The 21370-nt window shown below is 53.7% G+C and carries 19 protein-coding genes; 7 read left to right on the top strand and 12 right to left on the bottom strand.

Features of this window, described 5'->3' with window-relative positions; all coding sequences use genetic code 11:
- Positions 1–88 precede the first annotated feature (88 nt).
- From ectA to CSC3H3_RS09595, 6 genes are all read left to right on the top strand, one after another.
- Positions 89–637 (top strand): diaminobutyrate acetyltransferase, encoded by a 549-nt coding sequence (gene ectA, locus CSC3H3_RS09570; protein ID WP_101269805.1) that lies wholly within the window; start codon positions 89–91, stop codon positions 635–637.
- A 115-nt stretch (positions 638–752) separates the two neighbouring features.
- Complete coding sequence (gene ectB / locus CSC3H3_RS09575; RefSeq protein ID WP_101284688.1) at positions 753–2039, top strand: diaminobutyrate--2-oxoglutarate transaminase; 1287 nt, start codon at positions 753–755, stop codon at positions 2037–2039.
- 73 nt (positions 2040–2112) lie between these two features.
- The gene (locus tag CSC3H3_RS09580; protein WP_101269801.1) at positions 2113–2514 is read left to right on the top strand and encodes an ectoine synthase; all 402 of its coding nucleotides are present in this window, start codon (positions 2113–2115) and stop codon (positions 2512–2514) included.
- A gap of 93 nt (positions 2515–2607) precedes the next feature.
- A complete protein-coding gene (locus CSC3H3_RS09585) occupies positions 2608–4113 on the top strand; it encodes an aspartate kinase (protein ID WP_101284689.1) in 1506 nt (501 codons plus the stop codon).
- A 164-nt stretch (positions 4114–4277) separates the two neighbouring features.
- Positions 4278–5120, top strand: coding sequence for a nucleoside triphosphate pyrophosphohydrolase (mazG, locus tag CSC3H3_RS09590; RefSeq protein ID WP_101284690.1), 843 nt, complete (start codon positions 4278–4280; stop codon positions 5118–5120).
- A 69-nt stretch (positions 5121–5189) separates the two neighbouring features.
- Positions 5190–5927, top strand: coding sequence for a sulfite exporter TauE/SafE family protein (locus CSC3H3_RS09595; RefSeq protein ID WP_101284691.1), 738 nt, complete (start codon positions 5190–5192; stop codon positions 5925–5927).
- 8 nt (positions 5928–5935) lie between these two features.
- Here CSC3H3_RS09595 and CSC3H3_RS09600 read toward each other — a convergent pair whose 3' ends face one another.
- The 12 genes from CSC3H3_RS09600 to CSC3H3_RS09655 form a co-directional block, all read right to left on the bottom strand.
- A complete protein-coding gene (locus tag CSC3H3_RS09600) occupies positions 5936–6769 on the bottom strand; it encodes an inositol monophosphatase family protein (RefSeq protein WP_245881358.1) in 834 nt (277 codons plus the stop codon).
- Positions 6770–6798: 29 nt separating this feature from the next.
- Entirely contained in the window at positions 6799–8061 is a 1263-nt protein-coding gene (hflX, locus tag CSC3H3_RS09605; protein ID WP_101284692.1) for a GTPase HflX, read from the bottom strand.
- A 76-nt stretch (positions 8062–8137) separates the two neighbouring features.
- Entirely contained in the window at positions 8138–8395 is a 258-nt protein-coding gene (gene hfq, locus CSC3H3_RS09610; protein ID WP_007089557.1) for an RNA chaperone Hfq, read from the bottom strand.
- A 123-nt stretch (positions 8396–8518) separates the two neighbouring features.
- The gene (locus tag CSC3H3_RS09615) at positions 8519–9202 is read right to left on the bottom strand and encodes an HAD family hydrolase (protein ID WP_101284693.1); all 684 of its coding nucleotides are present in this window, start codon (positions 9200–9202) and stop codon (positions 8519–8521) included.
- A gap of 108 nt (positions 9203–9310) precedes the next feature.
- Positions 9311–10180, bottom strand: coding sequence for a D-amino-acid transaminase (locus CSC3H3_RS09620; RefSeq protein WP_101269790.1), 870 nt, complete (start codon positions 10178–10180; stop codon positions 9311–9313).
- 75 nt (positions 10181–10255) lie between these two features.
- Complete coding sequence (trkA, locus tag CSC3H3_RS09625) at positions 10256–11635, bottom strand: Trk system potassium transporter TrkA (protein WP_101284694.1); 1380 nt, start codon at positions 11633–11635, stop codon at positions 10256–10258.
- 46 nt (positions 11636–11681) lie between these two features.
- Entirely contained in the window at positions 11682–13067 is a 1386-nt protein-coding gene (ntrX, locus tag CSC3H3_RS09630) for a nitrogen assimilation response regulator NtrX (protein ID WP_101269786.1), read from the bottom strand.
- A gap of 55 nt (positions 13068–13122) precedes the next feature.
- Positions 13123–15402, bottom strand: coding sequence for a sensor histidine kinase NtrY-like (locus CSC3H3_RS09635; RefSeq protein ID WP_101284695.1), 2280 nt, complete (start codon positions 15400–15402; stop codon positions 13123–13125).
- The gene (gene ntrC / locus CSC3H3_RS09640) at positions 15399–16847 is read right to left on the bottom strand and encodes a nitrogen regulation protein NR(I) (protein ID WP_101269782.1); all 1449 of its coding nucleotides are present in this window, start codon (positions 16845–16847) and stop codon (positions 15399–15401) included. The genes CSC3H3_RS09635 and ntrC overlap by 4 nt, the downstream gene beginning before the upstream one ends.
- Positions 16844–17992: a two-component system sensor histidine kinase NtrB gene (locus CSC3H3_RS09645; RefSeq protein WP_101269780.1), complete on the bottom strand. Its 1149-nt coding sequence runs from the start codon at positions 17990–17992 to the stop codon at positions 16844–16846. Before CSC3H3_RS09645 ends, ntrC begins: the two co-directional genes overlap by 4 nt.
- 48 nt (positions 17993–18040) lie before the next feature.
- Positions 18041–19048, bottom strand: coding sequence for a tRNA dihydrouridine synthase DusB (gene dusB / locus CSC3H3_RS09650; protein ID WP_101269778.1), 1008 nt, complete (start codon positions 19046–19048; stop codon positions 18041–18043).
- Positions 19049–19163: 115 nt separating this feature from the next.
- Positions 19164–19970: a cytochrome C assembly family protein gene (locus CSC3H3_RS09655; RefSeq protein WP_101269776.1), complete on the bottom strand. Its 807-nt coding sequence runs from the start codon at positions 19968–19970 to the stop codon at positions 19164–19166.
- Positions 19971–20083: 113 nt separating this feature from the next.
- On the opposite strand from CSC3H3_RS09655, the gene CSC3H3_RS09660 reads away from it, so the two are divergent.
- Positions 20084–21301: a bifunctional 2-C-methyl-D-erythritol 4-phosphate cytidylyltransferase/2-C-methyl-D-erythritol 2,4-cyclodiphosphate synthase gene (locus CSC3H3_RS09660; protein WP_101284696.1), complete on the top strand. Its 1218-nt coding sequence runs from the start codon at positions 20084–20086 to the stop codon at positions 21299–21301.
- The last annotated feature ends 69 nt before the right edge of the window (positions 21302–21370 follow it).

Below are 21370 nucleotides of genomic sequence, written 5' to 3' on the forward strand. Positions count from 1 at the left end.
AGGAGGCTGTTGATTAAAATATATCGATAATCTATGTTTCTTCTCATTCATCTAGATCGATTGACGAAACAATTAGGCAGATAGAACGATGAAAGTTGCCACAAGCGACGGCAAGTTAAACCGCAAAGCCAACCTGGTAATTCGTAAACCAAAGTCCACAGACGGGGCCGCGGTGAACGAATTGATTGCAGATTGCAAGCCGCTTGATGAGAACTCTGTTTACTGCAACCTGCTTCAATGCTCGCATTTTGCACCGACCTGCGCCCTTGCTGAACTCGATGGTGAAGTTGTCGGGTTTGTTTCAGGCTATCTTGTGCCTGAAACGCCGGAACGCCTTTTCATCTGGCAGGTGGCTGTATCGCCCAAGGCGCGCGGCCTGAAACTTGGCAAGCGGATGATCCTCGATATTCTTGATCGTCCGGTGTGCCATGATGTGACCGAGCTTCACACGACGATTACTACGTCCAATGCCCCGTCGCAGGGTGTGTTCCGCTCTGTTGCGCGCGAGCTGGAAACCGATGTTAACCGCAAGGTTCTGTTTGAACGTGAAAAGCATTTTGATGGCGCAGCAGCCAGCGAAATCCTCTGGCAGATCGGCCCGTTTGAACGTGTCGATGTTGAACGCGTTGCCGCCTGAATTTCACCTTCAATGACCTGTGAAAAAACGCCGAAATTCCGGAACAAAACCGGACCTTCGGCGTTTGATTTGACAGACGGAATTTTTATTTTCTCCCCAAATGAAAGAGAGAATTATGACTGTATTTGATCGCCTTGAATCGGAAGTTCAGAGCTATGCCCGCTCCTTCCCTGTGACCTTCAAAAAAGCAGAAGGCGCCTGGCTGACCGATACGGATGGAAAACGCTATCTGGACTTTCTGGCCGGTGCCGGCAGCCTGAATTATGGCCATAACAACCCGATCCTGCAGGAACGCCTGGTTGACTATATCAAGGCAAACGGGATCACGCATGGCCTGGACATGCATAGCTGCGCCAAGGAAGAATTCCTGAACGCGATGGAGAGCAAAATCTTCAAGCCGCGTAATATGGAATATAAAATCCAGTTTACCGGCCCGACCGGCACCAATGCGGTTGAAGCTGCCCTTAAGCTGGCGCGCCGTGTGAAAGGCCGTGAAAACATCATTTCCTTCACCAATGGCTTCCATGGTGTAACCTTGGGTTCGCTTGCGATTACCGGGAATGAACATCATCGTGGCGCAGCTGGCGTATCGCTTGATAATGCCGTTTCCGTTCCGTTTGACGGGTATATGGGCGATGGCGTTGATACCACCGACTATCTTGATCGCGTGCTAAGCGACAATTCAAGTGGTGTTGCCCTACCCGCCGCCATCATTGTGGAAACCGTCCAGGGTGAAGGTGGCCTGAATGCCGCCGATTTTGACTGGCTGAAAAAGGTCGAGGCCCTGTGCCGCAAGCATGACATCCTTCTGATTGTTGATGACATTCAGGCAGGTTGTGGTCGTACCGGTACGTTCTTCAGCTTTGAGCCTGCCGGGATCAAGCCGGATATGGTGACGCTGTCAAAATCGCTGTCGGGTTATGGCCTGCCGTTTGCTGTTGTGCTGATCAAGCCGGAATATGACGTTTGGCATCCGGGTGAACATAACGGCACCTTCCGCGGTAACAACCATGCCTTTGTTACGGCAACCGCAGCGCTGGAACATTTCTGGTCAGATGATGCCTTTGCCAAAAGCGTCCAGGAAAAGGCCGAATTCCTTGGCAAGCGCCTTGAGGAAATCGCCACCCGCTATGGCGACAATGGCAGCATCTATCGCAAGGGCCGTGGCCTGATGCAGGGTATCTGCTTTGAAAGCGGTGAAATCGCTGACAAAGTGACGACCGAATGCTTTGGCCGCAACCTGATCATTGAAACCAGTGGTCCGGAAGATGAAGTTGTCAAATGCCTGGTTCCGTTGATCATTTCGATGGAAGATCTGGCTTATGGTCTTGATATTCTTGAAGTGTCTACCGCCAAGATTATGGGCAAAAACGTCGTCACGGCCAAGGCTGCCGCTGAATAATATACATAAGGGGTGACGGTGCCTGCCGTCACCCGCGCCACCCTATTTTATTAAACAGATCAAAGAGTTGGAAATGATTGTTCGTACCCTGAAAGAATGTGAAGAATCCGGTCGTCGCGTTGTTGCCGATAACTGGGAAAGCACCCGCTTGTCGCTGGCCGATGATGGCATGGGTTTTTCATTTCACATCACCACCATCTATGCCGGTACGGAAACCGAAATCTGCTATGCGAACCATTTTGAAACGGTTTACTGCATTTCGGGCAATGGTGAAGTTGAAACCATTGAAGATGGCAAGAAATACAAGATCGTACCGGGTACGGTTTACATTCTGAACAAGCATGACCGCCACTATCTGCGGGGCGGCACGGAAGACATGGTTGTTGCCTGCGCATTCAACCCGCCGCTTAACGGGCGTGAAACGCACGACGAAAACGGCGTTTATCCGCTCGATGGCGAAGCACTTGCCAGCTAATGGCCTTTTGGATGGGGCAGGAATGACATTGCATCCCTGCCCCATCCCGCACGACGAGAAACTTTAAAGGAAACGGCCCCCAAAGGAGGCACCATGGTTTCAGCCCGTAAACAAGCGGATGCCGGACATAGCGTCCACAAGATCGGTGGAACGTCCATGACGCAGGTTCAGGCTGTGATGGATAATATTCTGGTTGGTGATCGCGACGAGAGCGATCTTTATAACCGGATTTTCGTTGTTTCGGCCTATGGCGGATTTACCGACCTGCTGCTTGAAAACAAGAAAACCGGCGAGGCCGGCGTTTATCAACTTTATGCCGGTTCGGAAACCGACTGGGCATGGGGTGATGCGCTTAACAAGGTCGCCGATCGAATGTGCGCCCTGAATGAAGAAATCTTCCAGGATCAGAATGACCTGAAACTGGCAAATTCCTTTGTCCAGGAACGCGTTGAAGGCACGCGTAGCTGCCTGATGGATTTGCATCGCCTATGCAGCTTTGGCCATTTCAAGCTGGAAAAGCATTTGCTGACCGTGCGTGAAATGCTAAGCGCCATCGGCGAAGCCCATAGCGCGCACAACACCATGCTTCTGTTGCGTGGCAAAGGCGTGAATGCGGTATTTGCCGACCTGTCTGGTTGGCGCGAACCCGAAGCATCGACACTTGATGAACGCATCAACAGCGTTTTTGAAAATATCGATGTCAAATCGCAAATGCCGATCGTGACCGGGTATGCCCAGTGCAGCGAAGGCTTGATGAGCATTTATGGCCGCGGCTATAGCGAAGTGACCTTTTCGCGTATTGCCTGCCTGACGGGGGCGCATGAAGCCATCATTCACAAGGAATTCCACCTGAGCAGTGCCGACCCGCGCATTGTTGGTGAAGATGCCGTGCGCCCGATTGGCCGTACCAGCTATGACGTTGCTGATCAGCTTTCAAATATGGGTATGGAGGCCATTCATCCGCGTGCTGCCAAAGGCTTGCGCCAGAATGGTATTCCGCTGCGCATTGCCAACACGTTTGAGCCGGAACATCCGGGTACCGTGATTGACGATGACTTTCATCCTGATGAAAGCCGCGTCGAGATCGTTACCGGTATTGGCACGTCGTTCGAGATCGAGGTGTTCAACCAGGATATGGTTGGTGTACCGGGTGCCGAAGAAGAAGTGCTGAGCGTTCTGAAACGTTACAAGGTTCCGACCGTTACCAAGAACCTGAATGCGAATACCATTACGCATTATGTTTCGGCACCGCTTAAGCAGATCCGTCGCTGCGTGGAAGAAATTGAGAGCCGCCAGCCGGAGGCATCGGTTAAAACCCGCAAGGTAGCGATTGTATCGGTCATTGGTGCAAATATCAGCCAGCCGGGCCTGTTTGCCCGTGCGGTCAGTATTCTTGATGATGCTGGTGTTGAACTGGTTGCCAGCCATTCGCCCAGCCGCCGTGTTGATTTGCAGTTTGTTGTTGCCGAAGGCGACTTCAACAAGGCGATCATCGCCCTGCATCGCGGCCTGGTGGAAGGCAAAAAATCAGCCACCGCCACCAAGACCAAAAACAGCAAGGATGATGGCGACAATGTTGGTGAACTGGCTGCGGCCTGACGCCAACACCCTGTTCACATCATGCTGAATTTAAAGGCCCGCAGATGATTTTGCGGGCCTTTTTTGTATCTGGCCTTTGTGTGACTTGAAGTCAGTCAAAGATCACGGTACCAGCAATAACCCCGTTCTTTTGCATCATCCCCGAACCAAGCGGAGCCCAGCCCATGTCAGCCACCAGCAACCGCCCTGCCATTGACCAGTTATTGCAGGTCATGAAGCAATTGCGTGATCCCGAAAATGGCTGCCCGTGGGACATTGAACAGGATTTTTCCACCATCGCCCCCTACACCATCGAAGAAGCCTATGAAGTGGCGGATGCGATTGCCAATAACGATATGGTGGAGTTGCGTGAAGAACTGGGTGATTTGCTGTTGCAGGTGGTTTTTCATTCGCAAATGGCTGAAGAACAAAAACTGTTTTCGTTCAACGATGTTGCCCAAAGCATCAATGATAAAATGATTGCCCGGCACCCGCATGTGTTTGGCGAAATTGATGCCAAAACCGCCGATCATGTTAATCAGAACTGGGAAAAGCTGAAAGCCGCCGAACGCCAGCGCAAGGCGGACCGCAAAGGCAATGAAACGCCAAGCGCGCTTGATGGTGTGGCATCCGCCCTGCCAGCGCTGATGCGGGCCGAAAAACTGACGAAGCGTGCGGCACGTGTTGGATTTGACTGGCCCGATATTGAACAGGTGTTTGACAAGCTGAGTGAAGAGATCGGTGAATTGCGCGCCGAGCTGACAGAAAACCCGGTGCAGGACCGCCTGGAGGATGAATTGGGCGACATGCTGTTTGTGATGGCAAATCTTGCCCGCAAAATGCAGGTGGACCCGGAAGTTGCCCTGCGCCGTGCGAACCACAAATTCACCCGGCGCTTTCAATTCATCGAAAAGGAGTTGGCCGGGCGCGGCAAAACACCGGGGCAGTCCAGCCTTGAGGAAATGGATGCACTTTGGAATGCAGCCAAGGTCGAAGAACGAAAAACAACTACCAAACCGCAGGAATAATTTTCACATTCCACTTTCAACAAATACCACAATGCATTGTTTTATTTAAATGATGAGGCCTTTTTATAAATGACAGCCAGTTACGTCGCCATTGTCCTGCTGGGGGCGTTCGCTGGTGGGTTTGTAAATGGCTTGGCCGGGTTTGGTACGGGCCTTGTGGCACTGGGCATCTGGCTTCATGTGATTGATCCGCTTTATGGCGCACCACTGGTGGCGATTTGTTCTGTTGCCGGGCAGTTGCAAACATTGCCGGCAATCTGGCATGCGGTGAATATCCGCCGGTTATTGCCAATGCTGGTGGGCGGGGTTTTGGGTATTCCAGTTGGTATCCTGCTTTTGGGGCATATGGCGCCGGATCTGTTTCGCCTGTCCCTGGGGCTGTTTTTGATCGCCTTTGCCATTTTCATGATGTTCAACCGGTCACTACCGGCGATGCGTTGGGGCAGCAAAAAGACCGAAGGCATGGTGGGGTTTTGTGGCGGGATATTGGGTGGTCTGGCGGGGCTTTCCGGGCCGCTGCCAACCATATGGGTAACCCTCAAACGCTGGGAAAAGGATGAACGGCGCAGCGTTTTTCAGATGTTCAATTTGACCATTCTGGCCTGTGTTGCCATTTCACATCTAGCAATTGACGGGATAACAGTTGCGTTTTCCCAATTGGTGTTAATCGCCCTGCCCGGCACATTTGTTGGTGCCTTTGCGGGCATCCGGCTTTATCGACGGTTAAACGACCATCGTTATAATCTGCTGGTTCTGATTATGCTGGCGATATCCGGGATAACACTGGTGGTTTCGGAAATCGGCTAACATATAGCTTAGCTGGCTTTCTTTCCAAACACGGGCAAAAGCAACGTATTCACCTCATCCCACAGCTCGGCCGAGGATGCGCAGATCAATGCCGGGCCATCACCATTTGCCTGATAATCACGAAATACGCCATCAATCGAAATATAACGGGCAATACCGCCAGCCTCGCTGACCAATAAGGTGCCAGGGGCATGATCCCACGGTTTAAGGGTCCTATAGGCGCAAAAATCGTAATTACCCTGGGCGATATCCTCATATTCGGCGCCACAGCAGGAATAGTGCGATAGTTTTTCAAAAAAATTATGATGCCCGTGCGCCTTTACCAGCCGGTCGCGGGCATAGGAAATAAGGAAGCCACGGGCTGATGCAGCAGACGTAACATCACTGCGAACCGTGACCTGTTTTCCATTATGGAAGGTGCCACTGCCCTTTTCCGCAACGGTGACATCACCCGTGATCGGGTCCACGATCCAGGCGGCGATGGTAACGCCATCGCGATAAAGAGCCAGCATGGATCGAAACGGTTGGCGCTGATGGGCAAAGTTTTTCGTGCCATCCACCGGGTCAATGATCCAGATTGGGGCATTGTCAGCAAAAACACGGCCCTGCAAACCAGCATCATGGTGGGCGGCTTCCTCGCCCAGCGCGACACTGCCCGGAAGCAGTGCCGTTAATCGCTGGGTCAGGATGCGTTCTGCCTCGGTATCGGCAATGGTTACCAGATCCTGGGCATGGGTTTTGATGTCGATATCACCGGCATCAAGCTGTCCGAATCGTGGCGCAATTTCCTCGGCGGCGACTTCACGGATAATGGTTGTTACCTTGTCTATATCCGGTGTCATCACATCGGTTTTCCTGCGTTGTTTTCGGGTTAGAGGGAATAAAGTTCCAGTCCGTTTTTCTGGCACCAGTCCTCGAACCGACCGAGACGTGTTTCATCAAGGCGGATTTCAATACTGATACCGTCATTGCCTTCAATGCGGTTCAAAACCTCACCCTGCTGATAAAGCCCGGCCAGGGCCTTACCATTGGCATAAGGTACCAGAACCTGAAAGACCGGCATTTCAGCCGTCAGACGGTTTTCAACCAGACGCAACAGATTATCGCAGTTTTCGCCTGTCAGGGCCGAAACGACGATGGTGTTGTCCTGGCGGCTGCTTTGTTCAAGCACGGCAAGGCGGTCTTCTTCATCAAGAAGATCGGCCTTGTTCATGGCTTCAACCAGTTCAGCCCCGTCAATCACCTGCTGCAGCCCCAGTTCCTTGAGAACTTCAAGCACGTCCTGCTTTTGCGCATCGGTTTCAGGTGATGAAGCATCACGCACATGCACAATCAGATCGGCTTCCAGCACTTCTTCCAGGGTTGCACGGAAGGCGGCAACAAGGTCGTGCGGCAGATCGGAAACGAAACCCACCGTGTCAGACAGGATCACCTTGCGGCCGCTGGGAAGTTCCAGCCCGCGCATGGTGGGGTCCAGTGTGGCAAACAGCATGTCTTCGGCAAAAACCTCGGACTGGGTCAGCCGGTTAAACAGCGTTGATTTCCCGGCATTGGTATAACCAACCAGGGCGACAATCGGATAAGGAACGCGACGGCGTGCCTTGCGGTGCAAATCACGGGTCCGTTTCACTTCCTCAAGTTCGCGACGCAGCTTTGCCAGCTTGTCACCGATCAGGCGGCGGTCAATTTCGATCTGTCTTTCACCCGGGCCAGCCAAAAAGCCACGGCCACCACGCTGGCGTTCAAGGTGCGTCCATGTACGCACCAGACGCGAACGCTGATAGCTTAGCAGCGCAAGCTGAACCTGCAGGCTGCCTTCACGGGTTTGCGCACGGTTTGCAAAGATCTCGAGGATCAGGCCGGTGCGGTCAATGACCTTGGCCTTCCATGCGCGTTCAAGGTTACGTTGCTGAATAGGTGTCAACTGGCCATTGACCATAACCAGATCGGCTTCTTCGTCACGGATCCAGTCGCCGATTTTTTCGACGGTTCCTGTCCCGAAAAGCGTTGCCGGGCGTGGCTTTGCCACCGAGACGATTTCCGCCCCGGCCACATCAAAGTCAAGCGCACCTGTCAGATTTACGGCTTCGTCCAGACGCGACTGTGCGTCACGCCAAACCGAAGCGGCGTCCATACGTTTGGGATCCGGGTGGATCACCAAGACGCGGGGGCGAGCGTCTTTATCGTCCACCCCCGATGTCAAAGTTTCGTCAGCTATTTTCTTCGTCCGTTGCAGGCTGGCTTGGATCAAACAGTTTAATGGGCGTCGTCGGCATTACCGTCGAAATCGCGTGTTTGTAAACAAGCTGTGTGTGGGCATCGCGCCGCAGCAAAACAGAAAAATTGTCAAACCAGGTAATGATACCCTGAAGTTTAACTCCGTTGACCAGAAATACGGTAACCGGCGTTTTGTTTTTACGGCAATAATTCAGGAATACGTCCTGAACATTTTGTGATTTTTCCGCCATTGGTTAGACCTAGCCTTCTTTTATGAGCGTTTTTTTGGTTTTGGGCGGCCAAGGAAAATACCGAACCGATAACCCCTTGTGGAAGTTACGGTTCGCGTCCCACCTTCTTATGACCTGGTGAAACTATAAGGCTTTCCTTAAGTGTTTTACAACCCCTGCAAGCTCTTCGCAATCAGGGAAATGCCAATCAGGGCAAAAAGCAGCCGTTTCCGCGGCATCGGCACCACCTGTGACCTCGTCACCAACGATAATGGCAACGGCGCCAGCATTGCGCGCGCACTGGATATCAACGACGCTATCGCCGACAAACCACAGAGTCCCACCTTGCATTGCAGCATTTTCACCCAAAGCCATATGAACCGGGTCCAAAGCGGGCTTATCCTGCGGTGCATCTGTTGCCCCAACCTGTTCGCCAAAAAAATGGCTCCAGTCCAGATGGGCGACCTCGGCCCGGAGAAAATCGCCATGCTTGTTGCTGACAATCGCGGTGTAAATCCCTGCTTCTTTCAGGGCCAGCAAAAGATCATGCGCGCCTTTGAGGGGCTGCAGTTTTTCAAGATGGATCCGGTGGAAATGTTCGTAAAAGCGGTCTTTGGCTTTTTCCCAATCATCCCCGAACAGGGCTGGAAAACTGTCACGCAGCGACCGGGCAACACGAATATGGGCTTCTTCCATGGTCCAGCGTTCAAGGCCGTAATCATCAAATGTCAAATTCAGCGCAACGAGAATCGGACCCCAGCTATCAACAAGGGTATTGTCCCAATCAAACAGGACGGCATCAGGGCGCGTAAGTTCTGGTTTTGACATTGTAATAATTTCAGTTTGCTGGAAGGAAAAACACTGCCCTGCCCGATAATGACGGTTTATCGCAGGACGGGGAAACCGGGCTATCACCCCTGCCCGGCACGGATTTGTTCAGCCACCGTTTTTGGCGGCATCCGCCAATTGTTCCATCGCGTCAAAATAGGCATCACGCAATGTTTTGGCGACCGGGCCCATTTCACCATTGCTGATCGCAACATTGTCAATTTTCCAAACCGGCATGACAAAGGTCGAAGCGCTGGAAACAAAGGCTTCACGCGCGTTTTGGGCTTCTTCAACGGTGAAGGGGCGCTCTTCAAAACGAAAACCGTTTTCCCGGGCAAATTCCAGGATCGCCATGCGCGTGATACCGCGCAGGATGTTGTGATCTGCCTGGCGGGTCACAATCACATTGTCCTTGGTCACGATCCAGGCGTTCGAGGATGCGCCTTCGGTAACATAACCATCGGCATCAACCTGCCATGCTTCAAATGCTTTGGCTTGGCGTGCCTTTTGTTTGGCAAGGGCAGCTGGCAGCAGGCCGACAGTTTTGATATCGCGCCGCGCCCAGCGCTGATCGGGTGTCGTGATAACCGTTACCGGTTTCACATCGCGCCCGGGGAACGCCTTGCTGCGCGCAGTGACCACAATGGTTGGCATTGCGGCATAGGGAAACGGAAAATCGCGCGGGGCAACACCGCGGGTCACCTGAAAATAAACCAGCCCGTCACGCACCAGATTAACCCGCACCATCCGGCGCAGCACCTGTGCCAGGGCTGCACGCGCCATGGGCATGGCAATTTGCAGCTCGGACAGCGAACGTTCAAGGCGGTCGAGATGACCTTTTTCGTCAATAAGCTGGCCTTTATAAACCGCCACCACTTCGTAAACGCCATCGGCAAACTGAAAACCACGGTCTTCAACATGAACGGATGCTTCTGAATGCGGGACATAGCGTCCATTCACATAGGCAATGCGCGACATTTAATAATTCCCGGATAAATCAATGTGGTGGCGGTTGTTTTAAAAGCTGGTTTGAAAACGCTATCTGCTGGCAGGTTAGAAATATTCCAGCCGGACAGCAAACATCTTTTCAACCTTTTTGATCTGTTCGGACCCGGCAAACACAACGATACGGTCATTTGCCTCGATCACGGTATTGGCACGCGGCATGACGACCTTTTCATCGCGCAGGATCGCACCAAAAACCACGCCCGGCGGCATCGCGATATCCTTGATCGCCTTGCCAACAATCGGTGCCGTTTCAAGGGCTTCTGCCTCCAGAACCTCGCCAAAACCTTCGGACAGGCTGTGAACAGCACGGATACGGCCACGGCGCACATGTTGCAGAATGGTGGAAACCGTTGTCATACGCGGGCTGATAACCACATCAACACCCAGTTCGGACACCAGCGAGGTATAGGTGCTTTTATTCACCAGCGTTAAGGCGCGCGGACAGCCATATCGTTTGGCCAGCAGTGATGACAGAATATTGGTTTCGTCATCATTCGTCAGGGCGACTACGGCTTCGGCATTGGCGACGTTGGCTTCTTCAAGCAATTCAGGGTCAAGAACGTCCCCGCACAGAACCACGCTTTTCTTTGGCAGTTTCTGGGCGACGAAACGTGCGCGTTCCGGGTCGCTTTCGATCAGGCGTGTGGTAACACCGGGGAAGTTATTGTTAATTTCCTCGGCCAAAAACAGGGCAATATTGCCGCCACCAAAAATAACAATGCGGCGGGCTTCCGGGTCTTCGTGACCAAAGGCCGACATTGCACGGTCGACCTGATCACTCGAAACAGCCAGATACACCAGATCACCCGCCAGCATCTGGTCATCACCCTTGGGGTAAACCGGCTTGTCATTGCGGATCATGCCGAGGATCGAAATATTCAGATCCGGGAAAAGCTGATGAAGCTGGCGTAACGGCGTGTTGATAACCGGGCAATCTTCGTTACAGCGCAGACCCAGAATTTTCACCATATCATCGGCAAACGGGATCATATCAAACGCACCCGGTGCCCGCAGGCGGCGCGCAACGGCACGGGCAACTTCCATTTCCGGTGAAATCACCACATCGATTGGCAGTTTTTCACGGCCAAACAACCCGGCCCATTCCGGCTGCAGGTAGGTCTGGCTGCGGATACGGGCGATTTTCGTCGGAACGTTAAACAAGGAATGCGCAACCTGGCAGGCCGTCATATTGACTTCGTCGGCAAAGGTCACGGCAATCAGCATATCGGCCTCGTCCGCACCGGCCTGCTGCAGGACATCGGGGTGCGAACCAAAGCCGATAATGCCTTTGACTTCAAGGGTATCGGAAATTTTGCGGATCAGTTCTTCGGACTGATCAATCACTGTCACATCGTTTTGTTCGGCCGCAAGATATTTGGCAATGTGGAACCCCACCTGCCCCGCGCCGCAAATGATGACTTTCATTTAGATTTTCTCCTGATCAAAACCCTGCGGGTAAGAACCGGCGGCATCAATCGCCGACACGGTCCCCATAAATCCCCAGGCTTTTGAGCTTTCTGTGCAAAGCGGAACGTTCCATTCCGATAAAATTGGCGGTCTTCGAGATGTTGCCGCCAAATCTGTCCACTTGTGTTTGCAGATATTCCTTTTCAAACAGTTCGCGGGCTTCACGTAAAGGCAGGGCCATGATTTCGCTGGTTTTATCAAATGCCAGCGATTCTGGCATGTCGGAAAAAAGTTCACTGGGCAGCATTTTGCCGCTGATCATTTGCCCGCTATCGCCGGGCGCCATGATCATAAGACGTTCAATCACGTTTTTAAGCTGGCGCACATTGCCCGGCCAGTCATAGGCATGCAGGGCGGCAATGGCTTCGGGCGACAGTTTACGGCGCGGCAACCCCGTGGCATCGGCATAACGTGACAGGAAGTAATCCGCCAGCTCCGGGATGTCATCGCGCCGCGATACCAGTGGTGGCACCTCAAGCGGCACGACATTCAGGCGGTAATACAGATCCTGGCGGAATTTCTGTTCTTCGATTTTTTCTTCAAGGTCGCGCGATGTGGTGGCAATGACGCGCACATCAACGCTGACCGGGGTCGAACCACCCACACGAACAAAGGTCTGGTCCTGCAGGACACGGACAATCTTGCCCTGGGTTTCAAGCGGCATGTCGGCCACTTCATCAAGCAGAAGTGTTCCGCCATGGGCAATTTCAAGCATGCCGGTGCGGGCTTCGCGCGACGCATTGCCAACCGCACCAAACAATGATTCTTCCATGGTTTCGGGCGAGATATTGGCGCAGTTCAACACCACGAACGGCCCGTTTGCCCGCGCCGAATTACGATGAACCAGACGCGCCACCACTTCCTTGCCCGACCCGGCCGGACCGGAAATCAGGATGCGGCTGCCAGTGCGCGCCACACGGTCAATCGCCTGGCGCAAATTGACGATGGATGATGTTTTACCAACAATTTCAACATCGCCACCAGCGCGAAGGGTAAGCTCGCGGTTTTCACGGCGCAGGCGCGCATCCTCAATGGCGCGTTCAACAACCAGCAACAAACGGTCGGTATTGAATGGCTTTTCAATGAAGTCATAGGCACCGTTGCGTGATGCCTCAAGTGCAGTTTCGATATTGCCGTGACCCGAAATCATGACAACGGGGACTTCAGGATGTTCGCGCTGGATCAGCTTTAAGGTTTCAATCCCGTCATGTTCGCTTTCCTGCATCCAGATATCAAGGACCACCAGCGTCGGGCGCCGTGCGGCAACCTCGGACAGGGCCTGCTGGCTCGAAGCCGCGGCACGGGTGGTGTAGCCTTCATCTTCCAGAATGCCCGCAATGAGCGACCGGATGTCTTCTTCATCGTCGACGATTAATATATCGTGCGCCATGTTTCGACAGTAACCTTGGTGTTTCTATTCAGTGATCTGACGGCATGAAAGATGATCATGCCGAGGGCGGCACACTATCATTGTCCGAAGAATTTTCAGTTAATTTTGTCGAACTCTTCGGAAAAGACAATGTAATCCGTGCCCCTGTCTCTTCTCTGTCGGCGAGTATAAGCTCTCCACCGTGGTCTTCCATGATTTTCTTAACAATGGCAAGGCCAAGCCCGGTGCCCTTGCTGCGCGTGGTGACATAGGGTTCCGTCAGGCGTTCACGATGCTCGGTCGGAAGCCCGCGCCCGTTATCCTCGATCACGATATCAATACGCTGGTCAGGCTCGCTGCGCTGACGGATATAAATGCCGATATGCCCCGGTGCGGTATCGCCATTTGCACTATCGCGCCCGGCAATCGCCTCGGCCGCATTTTTAAGGGTGTTGATCAGGCACTGGTTAACCTGCCGGGCATCGCACTGGATGTGGGTATTAACGCCATCTTCGATGACAAAATCATATTTGATCGATGAATGGGCCTGCTGCTGTAAAAACAGGGCGTTTTTCGCCAGCTCAGCCAGGTTTTCACCACGCATTTTCGGGCTGGGCATACGGGCAAAGGATGAAAATTCGTCCACCATCCGGCCTATATCACCAACCTGCCGTACGATGGTTTCAATACAGGTTTTGAAAACCTCGGTATCGCTTTGAATTTCCTTAAGGTATTTGCGGCGCAACCGCTCTGCCGAAAGCTGGATCGGCGTTAGCGGATTTTTGATTTCATGCGCGATGCGGCGTGCCACATCAGCCCAGGCAGCCATGCGCTGGGCATTTTGCAGTTCGGTTACGTCATCAAACGTTACCACATAGCCGAAAATGGACCGGTCACCCGCACGTTCAACCGTTACCCGTGCCAGCAGCATCAGGTTCAGGCCATCACGGCGAATTTCGATCTGGCGGGGTTTGGAACGTTCGCCTTCCTTGATGGCCTCGTCAAACAGAACGCTGAATTCCGGCACCACTTCACAAATCGCGTGGCCCAGCTTTTCATCAATATCGACCCCCAGAAGTTCGGAAGCACTTCGATTAGGCAAATTGATACGGCAATCGGCATCAAGGCCAATCACACCTGCGGTTACGCCGCCCAGGATCGCCTCGGTAAAGCGGCGGCGTTCATCATTCAGGCGATTCGCAGCAATCAGCTCTGCGCGCTGGGTATCAAGCTGTGCCGTCATACGGTTAAAAGCACGGCTAAGCGCCTCAAGCTCGTCTCCCTGCCCGTCCAATGGCACGCGGAAGGATAAATCCCCATCGCGGACTTTTTCGGCACCATTGATCAGCTGCGAAATTGGTTCCACCAGCCGTGTGGCCACGGTTAACCCCAGCATCACAGCTGCAAGCAGCAATACGACGGCAATGATCACGAAAATCATCACGAAGGTAACGACAATGCCTGATCGTTCGCCTTCAAGGTTTTCGTATGCCTTTACGGCACGCCGGGCCTGTTCGATACGGTCAAGCACGTTGCTGTCAACAAAGCGGCCAACCAGCAAGAAGCCATCGATGAAGTTATCAAGGCGCACAAGGGCGCGAATGCGGTCCTCGGTATCGCCCAGCATCAGCACCACGTCATTAACACGCGCGCGATCAAATACTTCCTGCGGGACAGGTGCCCCTTCCGGGTCATAGGAAAAGCTGTAATCAGACTGGGCAATTACCCGGCCGCTGCCATCCACGATCAGGGCTTCGGGCAGACCACGGGCATCGGCCTGCGCGGTCAGAATGCGTGAAAGGCGGCTGGGATCGGTGGCAAAGGAAACGCCAAGGCGTTGAAGATCACTCGCCGTTGCCAGGGCATCGGCACGGATAAGTTCCTGATGTTCCTGCAAATAGGCCTGGGCAATGACCATGCTTTCTTCGACCGCGGTGCGGATGCGATCACTAAACCAGCCCTGAATGCCAAAATGCAGAAATAACGCCGAAAACACCGCCACGATAATGGCTGGCGTTACCGCAACAAGGCTGAACATCAGAACCAGCCGTGTATGCAGCTTGGCACCGGCGGTGCCTTTGCGGCGTTCGACCCAGATCTGCACCAGCTTGCGTGCCACCAGCGTTGCCAGTGCCAGCAGCAAAACCAGATCGATATTCAAAAGAATGATAATGGTGCGCGGATCGGGCCGTAACGGTGCCGTTCCGGTCATGGCAAGATAGGTAACAATCGCAGAAAGCAGGGCCGCAACAACCAGCCCAATCGCAAATTTACGCGACTGGCCAATACGGCCCAGCATTTTGACAAATGCTGATTGCTGCCATGCCTTGCGGCGCTGGCGCGCGGGGAAGCTCATTTTGCGCCCCGTACCACTTCCAGTCCCAGATCGCGGATTTTCTTACGCAAGGTATTGCGGTTAAGGCCCAGAACCTCGGCTGCCTTAACCTGGTTACCCCGCGTTGCCTCAAGGGTAACAGTTAACAGCGGGCGTTCCATCTCGCGCAGGATACGGTCATAAAGGCCGCTTGAAGGCAGGTCATCATCATGGGCATCGTAATATTCGCGCACATGGCGTTCGATCGATTCCGCCAATGATTGCGGTTCGCCCACCGGTGCGGTCTCGGCAACGCTGTTTTCGGCAAATTCAGTTTCAATAACATCAACGCCAATTACGTCCTGCGAATAAAGTGCGGTTAAACGACGCACCATATTTTCAAGCTCGCGAATATTACCCGGCCAGCGATGCGCTTTCAGGCGCGCCATGGCATCGGATGACAGGGTTTTGCGCGGCAATCCCTGCTCGCTTGCCTGTGCCAGGAAATGATTGACCAGTTCGGGAATGTCTTCAAGGCGTTCGCGCAGGCTTGGCAAACGGATGGGCACGACATTCAACCGGTAAAACAGGTCTTCGCGGAAGCTGCCTTCGCGAATCAGTTTGCGCAGGTCCCGGTGGGTGGCCGCAACAATGCGCACATTCACACGAATGGGGGTGCGCCCGCCAACACGGGTATATTCGCCTTCCTGCAGGACACGCAAAAGACGGGTTTGCGCTTCAAGCGGCATGTCGCCGATTTCATCCAAAAACAGCGTTCCGCCTTCGGCCTGTTCAAACCGGCCGACTTTACGTTCGTTAGCACCGGTAAAGGCCCCTTTTTCATGACCGAACAGTTCGCTTTCGATCAGCTCGCGCGGGATGGCGGCCATATTGATGGCTACAAACGGGCCATGCCGGCGCGAACCATATTCATGCAGGGCACGCGCAACAAGTTCCTTGCCCGTGCCGCTTTCGCCGGTGACCATCACGGTCAGATCGGTATTCATCAGGCGCGCAAGCGAACGGTAAATTTCCTGCATTGCCGCCGAACGGCCAATCAGCGGTAGGCGATCATCGCCTTCGTCGCTGGCGGACTTGGCATTTTCCTGATTGACCGGCGTCTCAAGCGCACGATCAACAATCCCCATCAACTCGTTCAAATCAAACGGTTTTGGCAAATATTCAAAAGCACCGCGCTGGGCAGCTTTAACGGCCGTTAGCAGGGTGTTTTGCGCGCTCATGACAATAACACGCAGGTCCGGGCGCAGTTTGCGAATACGCGGCACCATATCAAGCCCGTTTTCGTCAGGCATCATGACATCGGTGATGACAAGGTCACCCTCGCCGTCCGCGATCCAGTCCCACAGAGTTTTGCCATGTCCGGTGCTGCGCACTTCATGGCCCTGCCGCGACAGCGCCTGGGTCAACACGGTTCGAATGGCGCGATCATCATCGGCGACAAGAATACGGGCTGGTTGCGCGCTCATAGTGTTTCTTCCTTGATCCAGCTATCTTTCTGATTGGCCTGAACATCTTCTGCCAGGTTCCGATGATAGATCGGCAACATGATTTGGAATTCCGCCCCGCCGGTCGGCACGTCCTTGACCTCGATCACGCCACCATGGTCAGCAATGATTTTGGCAACCAGCGCCAACCCCAGACCGGACCCTGTCGGCTTGGTCGTGACAAAGGGATCAAACAGGCTTTCGCGCATATCTGGCGGAATGCCAGGGCCATTATCGCGCACCGACACCACCAGCGGCAAATGAACGCGCGTGTCCCCGCCTGCCACAGCAAGGCGAACACCATGCTGGTAACGGGTGGAAATGGTAATTTGGCCATCTTCGGTTTGCACGGCTTCGGCTGCATTTTTAACCAGGTTCAAAAAAACCTGGATCAATTGATCGCGGTTACCATAAACCGGTGGCAAGGACGGGTCATAGACTTCTTCAAAATGAAGGTTCTGACCAAACCCGTTTTCCGCCAGCCTGCGCACATGTTCAAGCACCGTGTGGATATTGACAGCACCACGTTCCAGCGGTTTGTCCGAGAAAATTTCCATCCGGTCGACCAGATTGACAATCCGGTCTGCCTCATCACAGATCAGACGGGTTAAAACGCGGTCATCTTCAGTGGCCGTTTGTTCGATCAGCTGTGCTGCCCCACGAATACCTGAAAGCGGGTTTTTAATTTCGTGGGCCAGTATGGCGGCCATTGCGCTTACTGAACGGGCCGAATTACGGCTTAGCAACTGATTGTCGATTTTCTGGGCAATCGAGCGTGGTTCAAATGTTAAAACCGCAGACCCGTTTTCATCGGGCATGGAACCAACCGTCAGGTTCACTGCATGGCGACCGATTTTGGGGCTTTCGATCAAAAGGTCATGGTCAGCCACCAGGGTTGCTTCATCAATGGCCTGCGCAACAAGGGAAAAGACCGGGCTATCAGCCGGAATAAAATCCTTTAAGTTGCTGCGGCAAAGCACTGCTGCACTTGTATTAAACAGCTGTTCCGTCGCCTGATTAACAAACCGGATTTTACCATCACGGTCGGCGACCACCACTGCACTGGCAATGGCGTTCAGGACGCCAGCGGGATCAACATTGTGTCCCTTGCCAAAGCCAAGCCTCATTTTCGTCCCCCGATCGTCAATCAGTGTTTCGCGAATGATGACGCCATTTCAGGCGGCACATTCGCGTAATTCGGTTTCAATTTTTGGTTCGTAAAAGGCACGGATCGCATCTTTTACCTGAACCGGATCATCCAGCACATTAACGGTGCGGCGAAATTCAGTCGCATCGCGCAAACCGTTGCAATACCAGCCCAAATGCTTGCGTGCGATCCGATACCCCGGGATCAGCCCGTGATGATCCAGAATGGCATCATAATGCGCCAGAATGGTTTCAAGCTGCTGTTCAAGCCCCGGTGACGGCAGCTTTGTCCCCGTTTTCAGATAATGGGAAACCTGGTTTAGAAACCATGGCCGCCCCTGGACCCCACGGCCCACCATCACGCCATCCGCCCCCGAGCGGCGTAAAAGTTCGGCTGCATCTTCTTCGCTAACGACATCACCATTGCCAATCACGGGAATGGAAACCGCGTTTTTCACATCGGCAATCGCATCCCAGTCCGCCTCGCCCTTGTAAAACTGGCAACGAGTGCGACCATGGATGGTCAGCATCTGAATGCCCAAATCCTCGGCAATGCGGGCCAGACGCGGGGCATTGCGATCATCATCATCCCAGCCCAGGCGCATTTTAAGGGTAACTGGCACCTTAACCGCGTTCACGGTTGCTTCCATAATATCGGCGGCCAGCTTTTCCTGGCGCATCAGCGCGGAACCGGCATATCCCTTGGTCACTTTTTTGGCCGGGCAGCCCATATTGATATCAATGATCATGGCGCCGCGGGCTTCGTTCATTTTCGCAGCTTCGGCCATTTCCTGCGGGTCAGTCCCTGCAAGCTGCACGGAAAGCGGGCTTTCGGCTGCACAATCGCCGTGCATCTTGCGCACTTCTTTCTGATGCTGCTGGATGCGGGTCATGGCATCAGACGCAATCATTTCAGACACGACAAGATGTTCGCCAAAGCGGCGCACCTGCTGGCGAAATGGTAGGTCAGTAACACCTGACATCGGTGCCAGAACAACATTTTCCGGCACGGTCACAGAACCGATCTGCAAGGACATGAAGGACTTCCGATTGCCTAAAACTTGGGCAGATTAATGAAACTGAAGGCAGAGTGCAACAACTCTAAGCGAAACAGTCTGATCATTGGTGAAAACGCTGCAAAATTGCCCGTTTTTAACCCAGAAGAAAGACCGTTACAAAGCGCACACCGGGGAATGCCAGTGTCAGCAGCAACCATGCGCCCAGCACAAACCGCACCGCCATGCGCCCGCGCAGACTGGAACGTTCATGGATCCATATCAATGTGCAAATCACGGCGAAGCCCAACAGGGTCAGCAGCATTTTATGGTCAATGGTCCATAAAGCCGTGCCTTCGATCTGGCGCAGGGCAAATCCGGTGACAATACCCACCACAAGCACCCAGGCCGACCATTTAAGATAGCTGACCAGCATTTGTTCGCTATCGCGCAAAGGCGGCAAACGGCGGCTCCAGCGATTGGGACGACGGTTTTTAAGGGCATTTTCCTGCACGACATAGGCCATGGCGGCGATGGCCGCGATTGTGACCAGCGCATAGGTGATCAATGATGTTCCGATATGCACCCAAAGCCAGGCGGAATACAGCACCTCGGCCTCGACCTGGCCGGGGGCCGCACCGTCAATTGCCTCGAAAATGGCAGCAACAACACCAAACAGGATCAGATAGGCCCCAACATATCCGCCCAGTCGCCAAACTTGTTGATGCAGCACACAGGTTGCAACACCGCCAAACACAAACAGGACCGTCAGTTCAGACCAGTGCAGTGCCGCCGAAAACCCGCGCGATTGAACAGCCTCGCCTGTCAGGCTTAACACTGCGATAGTTCCGACAATTCCAAGCCCGATGGATGCATAAAACCAGAAATCACGCTGCGGTTCGCGCCGCATGATCTGGGCCGTTAGCGGCAAAAGGGACAGAATGTGGATGGCGGTGGCGAACATGCAGGAATGTCCAGAATGGTTGCTGGCAACAGAACATCAATTTGCCGACTTGGCAAACGGGGTTGGTAAAGTTAGCTTGTCGCCCACTTCATTGATGTGAGCATATATCGTTTATGAACAAAAAAATCTCGGTTGTCATCGTCGCTGCCGGTAGCGGTAGCAGATTTGGCGATCCGCTGCCAAAACAATATCATCACATAGGTGACAAAACGCTTCTGCGCCATTGCGTCGAGGCGTTTATGCAGCTTTGCCCACCAAACCACATTCAGATTGTTCATAACCCGGCTCACCAGCACCACCTTGATCTTGCAATTGAGGACCTGGTGGATAGCGGCATGTTACGCCCGACTGTTCCTGGCGGCGCCACACGTCAGCAATCGGTTTTAAATGGCCTGCGCGCCCTGCAGGATGCCAGCCCCGACTATGTATTGATCCACGATGCCGCCCGCCCCGGTATTGACCATGATGTGATTTTTCGAGTTCTGGGTGCGCTTGATAAATATAAAGGTGCGATCCCCGGCATTGCCGTGCACGACACGATCAAGCAATGCGATGATGACAAGGCGATTTTGCGAACCATTGCGCGCGATACCCTGATGCGTGCGCAAACACCACAGGGATTTGATTTTAAAACCATTTTGCGGGCCCACACCAAATTTGAAGGCCAGGAAATGACCGATGATGCCAGCCTGCTGGAACAGATGGGCATTGCCGTTAAATGTGTGGCGGGCAGCGAACGGAACGACAAAATTACGCGGCGCGATGACCTTGCCCGCCTGGGCGAGCATTTCAGCGACCAGCAGACCAGCAAAAATTCCCGGAAAGATGAAACCATGATCGCAGAAGAATACCGCACTGGCACCGGATTTGACGTGCACCGTTTTGCACCGGGTGATGCGTGCATGTTATGTGGGGTTTCAGTACCACACAAAGCCCGGCTTGAAGGCCATTCAGATGCCGATGTTGGCCTGCATGCCCTGACCGATGCCATTTTGGGCGCGATTGCCGCTGGCGATATCGGCCAGCATTTTCCGCCCAGTGATCTGCAATGGAAAGGTGCCGCATCCGACCAGTTCTTGAAACATGCCGCCGACCTTGTCGCACAGCGCGACGGGCGAATTGTGAATGTTGATGTAACGCTGATTTGCGAGCGCCCCAAAATCGGCCCGCACACAACGGCAATGCGCCAGGCGATTGCTGATATCCTGGCAATCGATATTGACCGGGTCAATGTGAAGGCGACAACATCTGAACGCCTTGGTTTTACTGGCCGCGAAGAAGGCATTGCCGCACAGGCCGCCGCCAGCATCGCCCTGCCCCGCAAGGCATAAAACCAGCAAAGACAGCACAATATCCGAAAAACACCAAAGGCGGGCCGCAATGCCCGCCTTTCGCATGTC

The organism is Thalassospira marina (assembly GCF_002844375.1).
Lineage (GTDB): Bacteria > Pseudomonadota > Alphaproteobacteria > Rhodospirillales > Thalassospiraceae > Thalassospira > Thalassospira marina.

Coding starts and splice junctions, on each gene's coding strand:
- CSC3H3_RS09645 (WP_101269780.1), bottom strand. CDS start 17,992: ATGAGGCTTGGCTTTGGCAAGGGACACAATGTTGATCCCGCTGGCGTC.
- ntrX (WP_101269786.1), bottom strand. CDS start 13,067: ATGGCGCACGATATATTAATCGTCGACGATGAAGAAGACATCCGGTCG.
- hfq (WP_007089557.1), bottom strand. CDS start 8,395: ATGGCGGAAAAATCACAAAATGTTCAGGACGTATTCCTGAATTATTGC.
- CSC3H3_RS09635 (WP_101284695.1), bottom strand. CDS start 15,402: ATGAGCTTCCCCGCGCGCCAGCGCCGCAAGGCATGGCAGCAATCAGCA.
- CSC3H3_RS09615 (WP_101284693.1), bottom strand. CDS start 9,202: ATGTCAAAACCAGAACTTACGCGCCCTGATGCCGTCCTGTTTGATTGG.
- CSC3H3_RS09660 (WP_101284696.1), top strand. CDS start 20,084: ATGAACAAAAAAATCTCGGTTGTCATCGTCGCTGCCGGTAGCGGTAGC.
- CSC3H3_RS09620 (WP_101269790.1), bottom strand. CDS start 10,180: ATGTCGCGCATTGCCTATGTGAATGGACGCTATGTCCCGCATTCAGAA.
- CSC3H3_RS09595 (WP_101284691.1), top strand. CDS start 5,190: ATGACAGCCAGTTACGTCGCCATTGTCCTGCTGGGGGCGTTCGCTGGT.
- mazG (WP_101284690.1), top strand. CDS start 4,278: ATGTCAGCCACCAGCAACCGCCCTGCCATTGACCAGTTATTGCAGGTC.
- CSC3H3_RS09585 (WP_101284689.1), top strand. CDS start 2,608: ATGGTTTCAGCCCGTAAACAAGCGGATGCCGGACATAGCGTCCACAAG.
- trkA (WP_101284694.1), bottom strand. CDS start 11,635: ATGAAAGTCATCATTTGCGGCGCGGGGCAGGTGGGGTTCCACATTGCC.
- CSC3H3_RS09580 (WP_101269801.1), top strand. CDS start 2,113: ATGATTGTTCGTACCCTGAAAGAATGTGAAGAATCCGGTCGTCGCGTT.
- ectB (WP_101284688.1), top strand. CDS start 753: ATGACTGTATTTGATCGCCTTGAATCGGAAGTTCAGAGCTATGCCCGC.
- dusB (WP_101269778.1), bottom strand. CDS start 19,048: ATGTCCTTGCAGATCGGTTCTGTGACCGTGCCGGAAAATGTTGTTCTG.
- ectA (WP_101269805.1), top strand. CDS start 89: ATGAAAGTTGCCACAAGCGACGGCAAGTTAAACCGCAAAGCCAACCTG.
- CSC3H3_RS09600 (WP_245881358.1), bottom strand. CDS start 6,769: ATGACACCGGATATAGACAAGGTAACAACCATTATCCGTGAAGTCGCC.
- hflX (WP_101284692.1), bottom strand. CDS start 8,061: ATGGACGCCGCTTCGGTTTGGCGTGACGCACAGTCGCGTCTGGACGAA.
- ntrC (WP_101269782.1), bottom strand. CDS start 16,847: ATGAGCGCGCAACCAGCCCGTATTCTTGTCGCCGATGATGATCGCGCC.
- CSC3H3_RS09655 (WP_101269776.1), bottom strand. CDS start 19,970: ATGTTCGCCACCGCCATCCACATTCTGTCCCTTTTGCCGCTAACGGCC.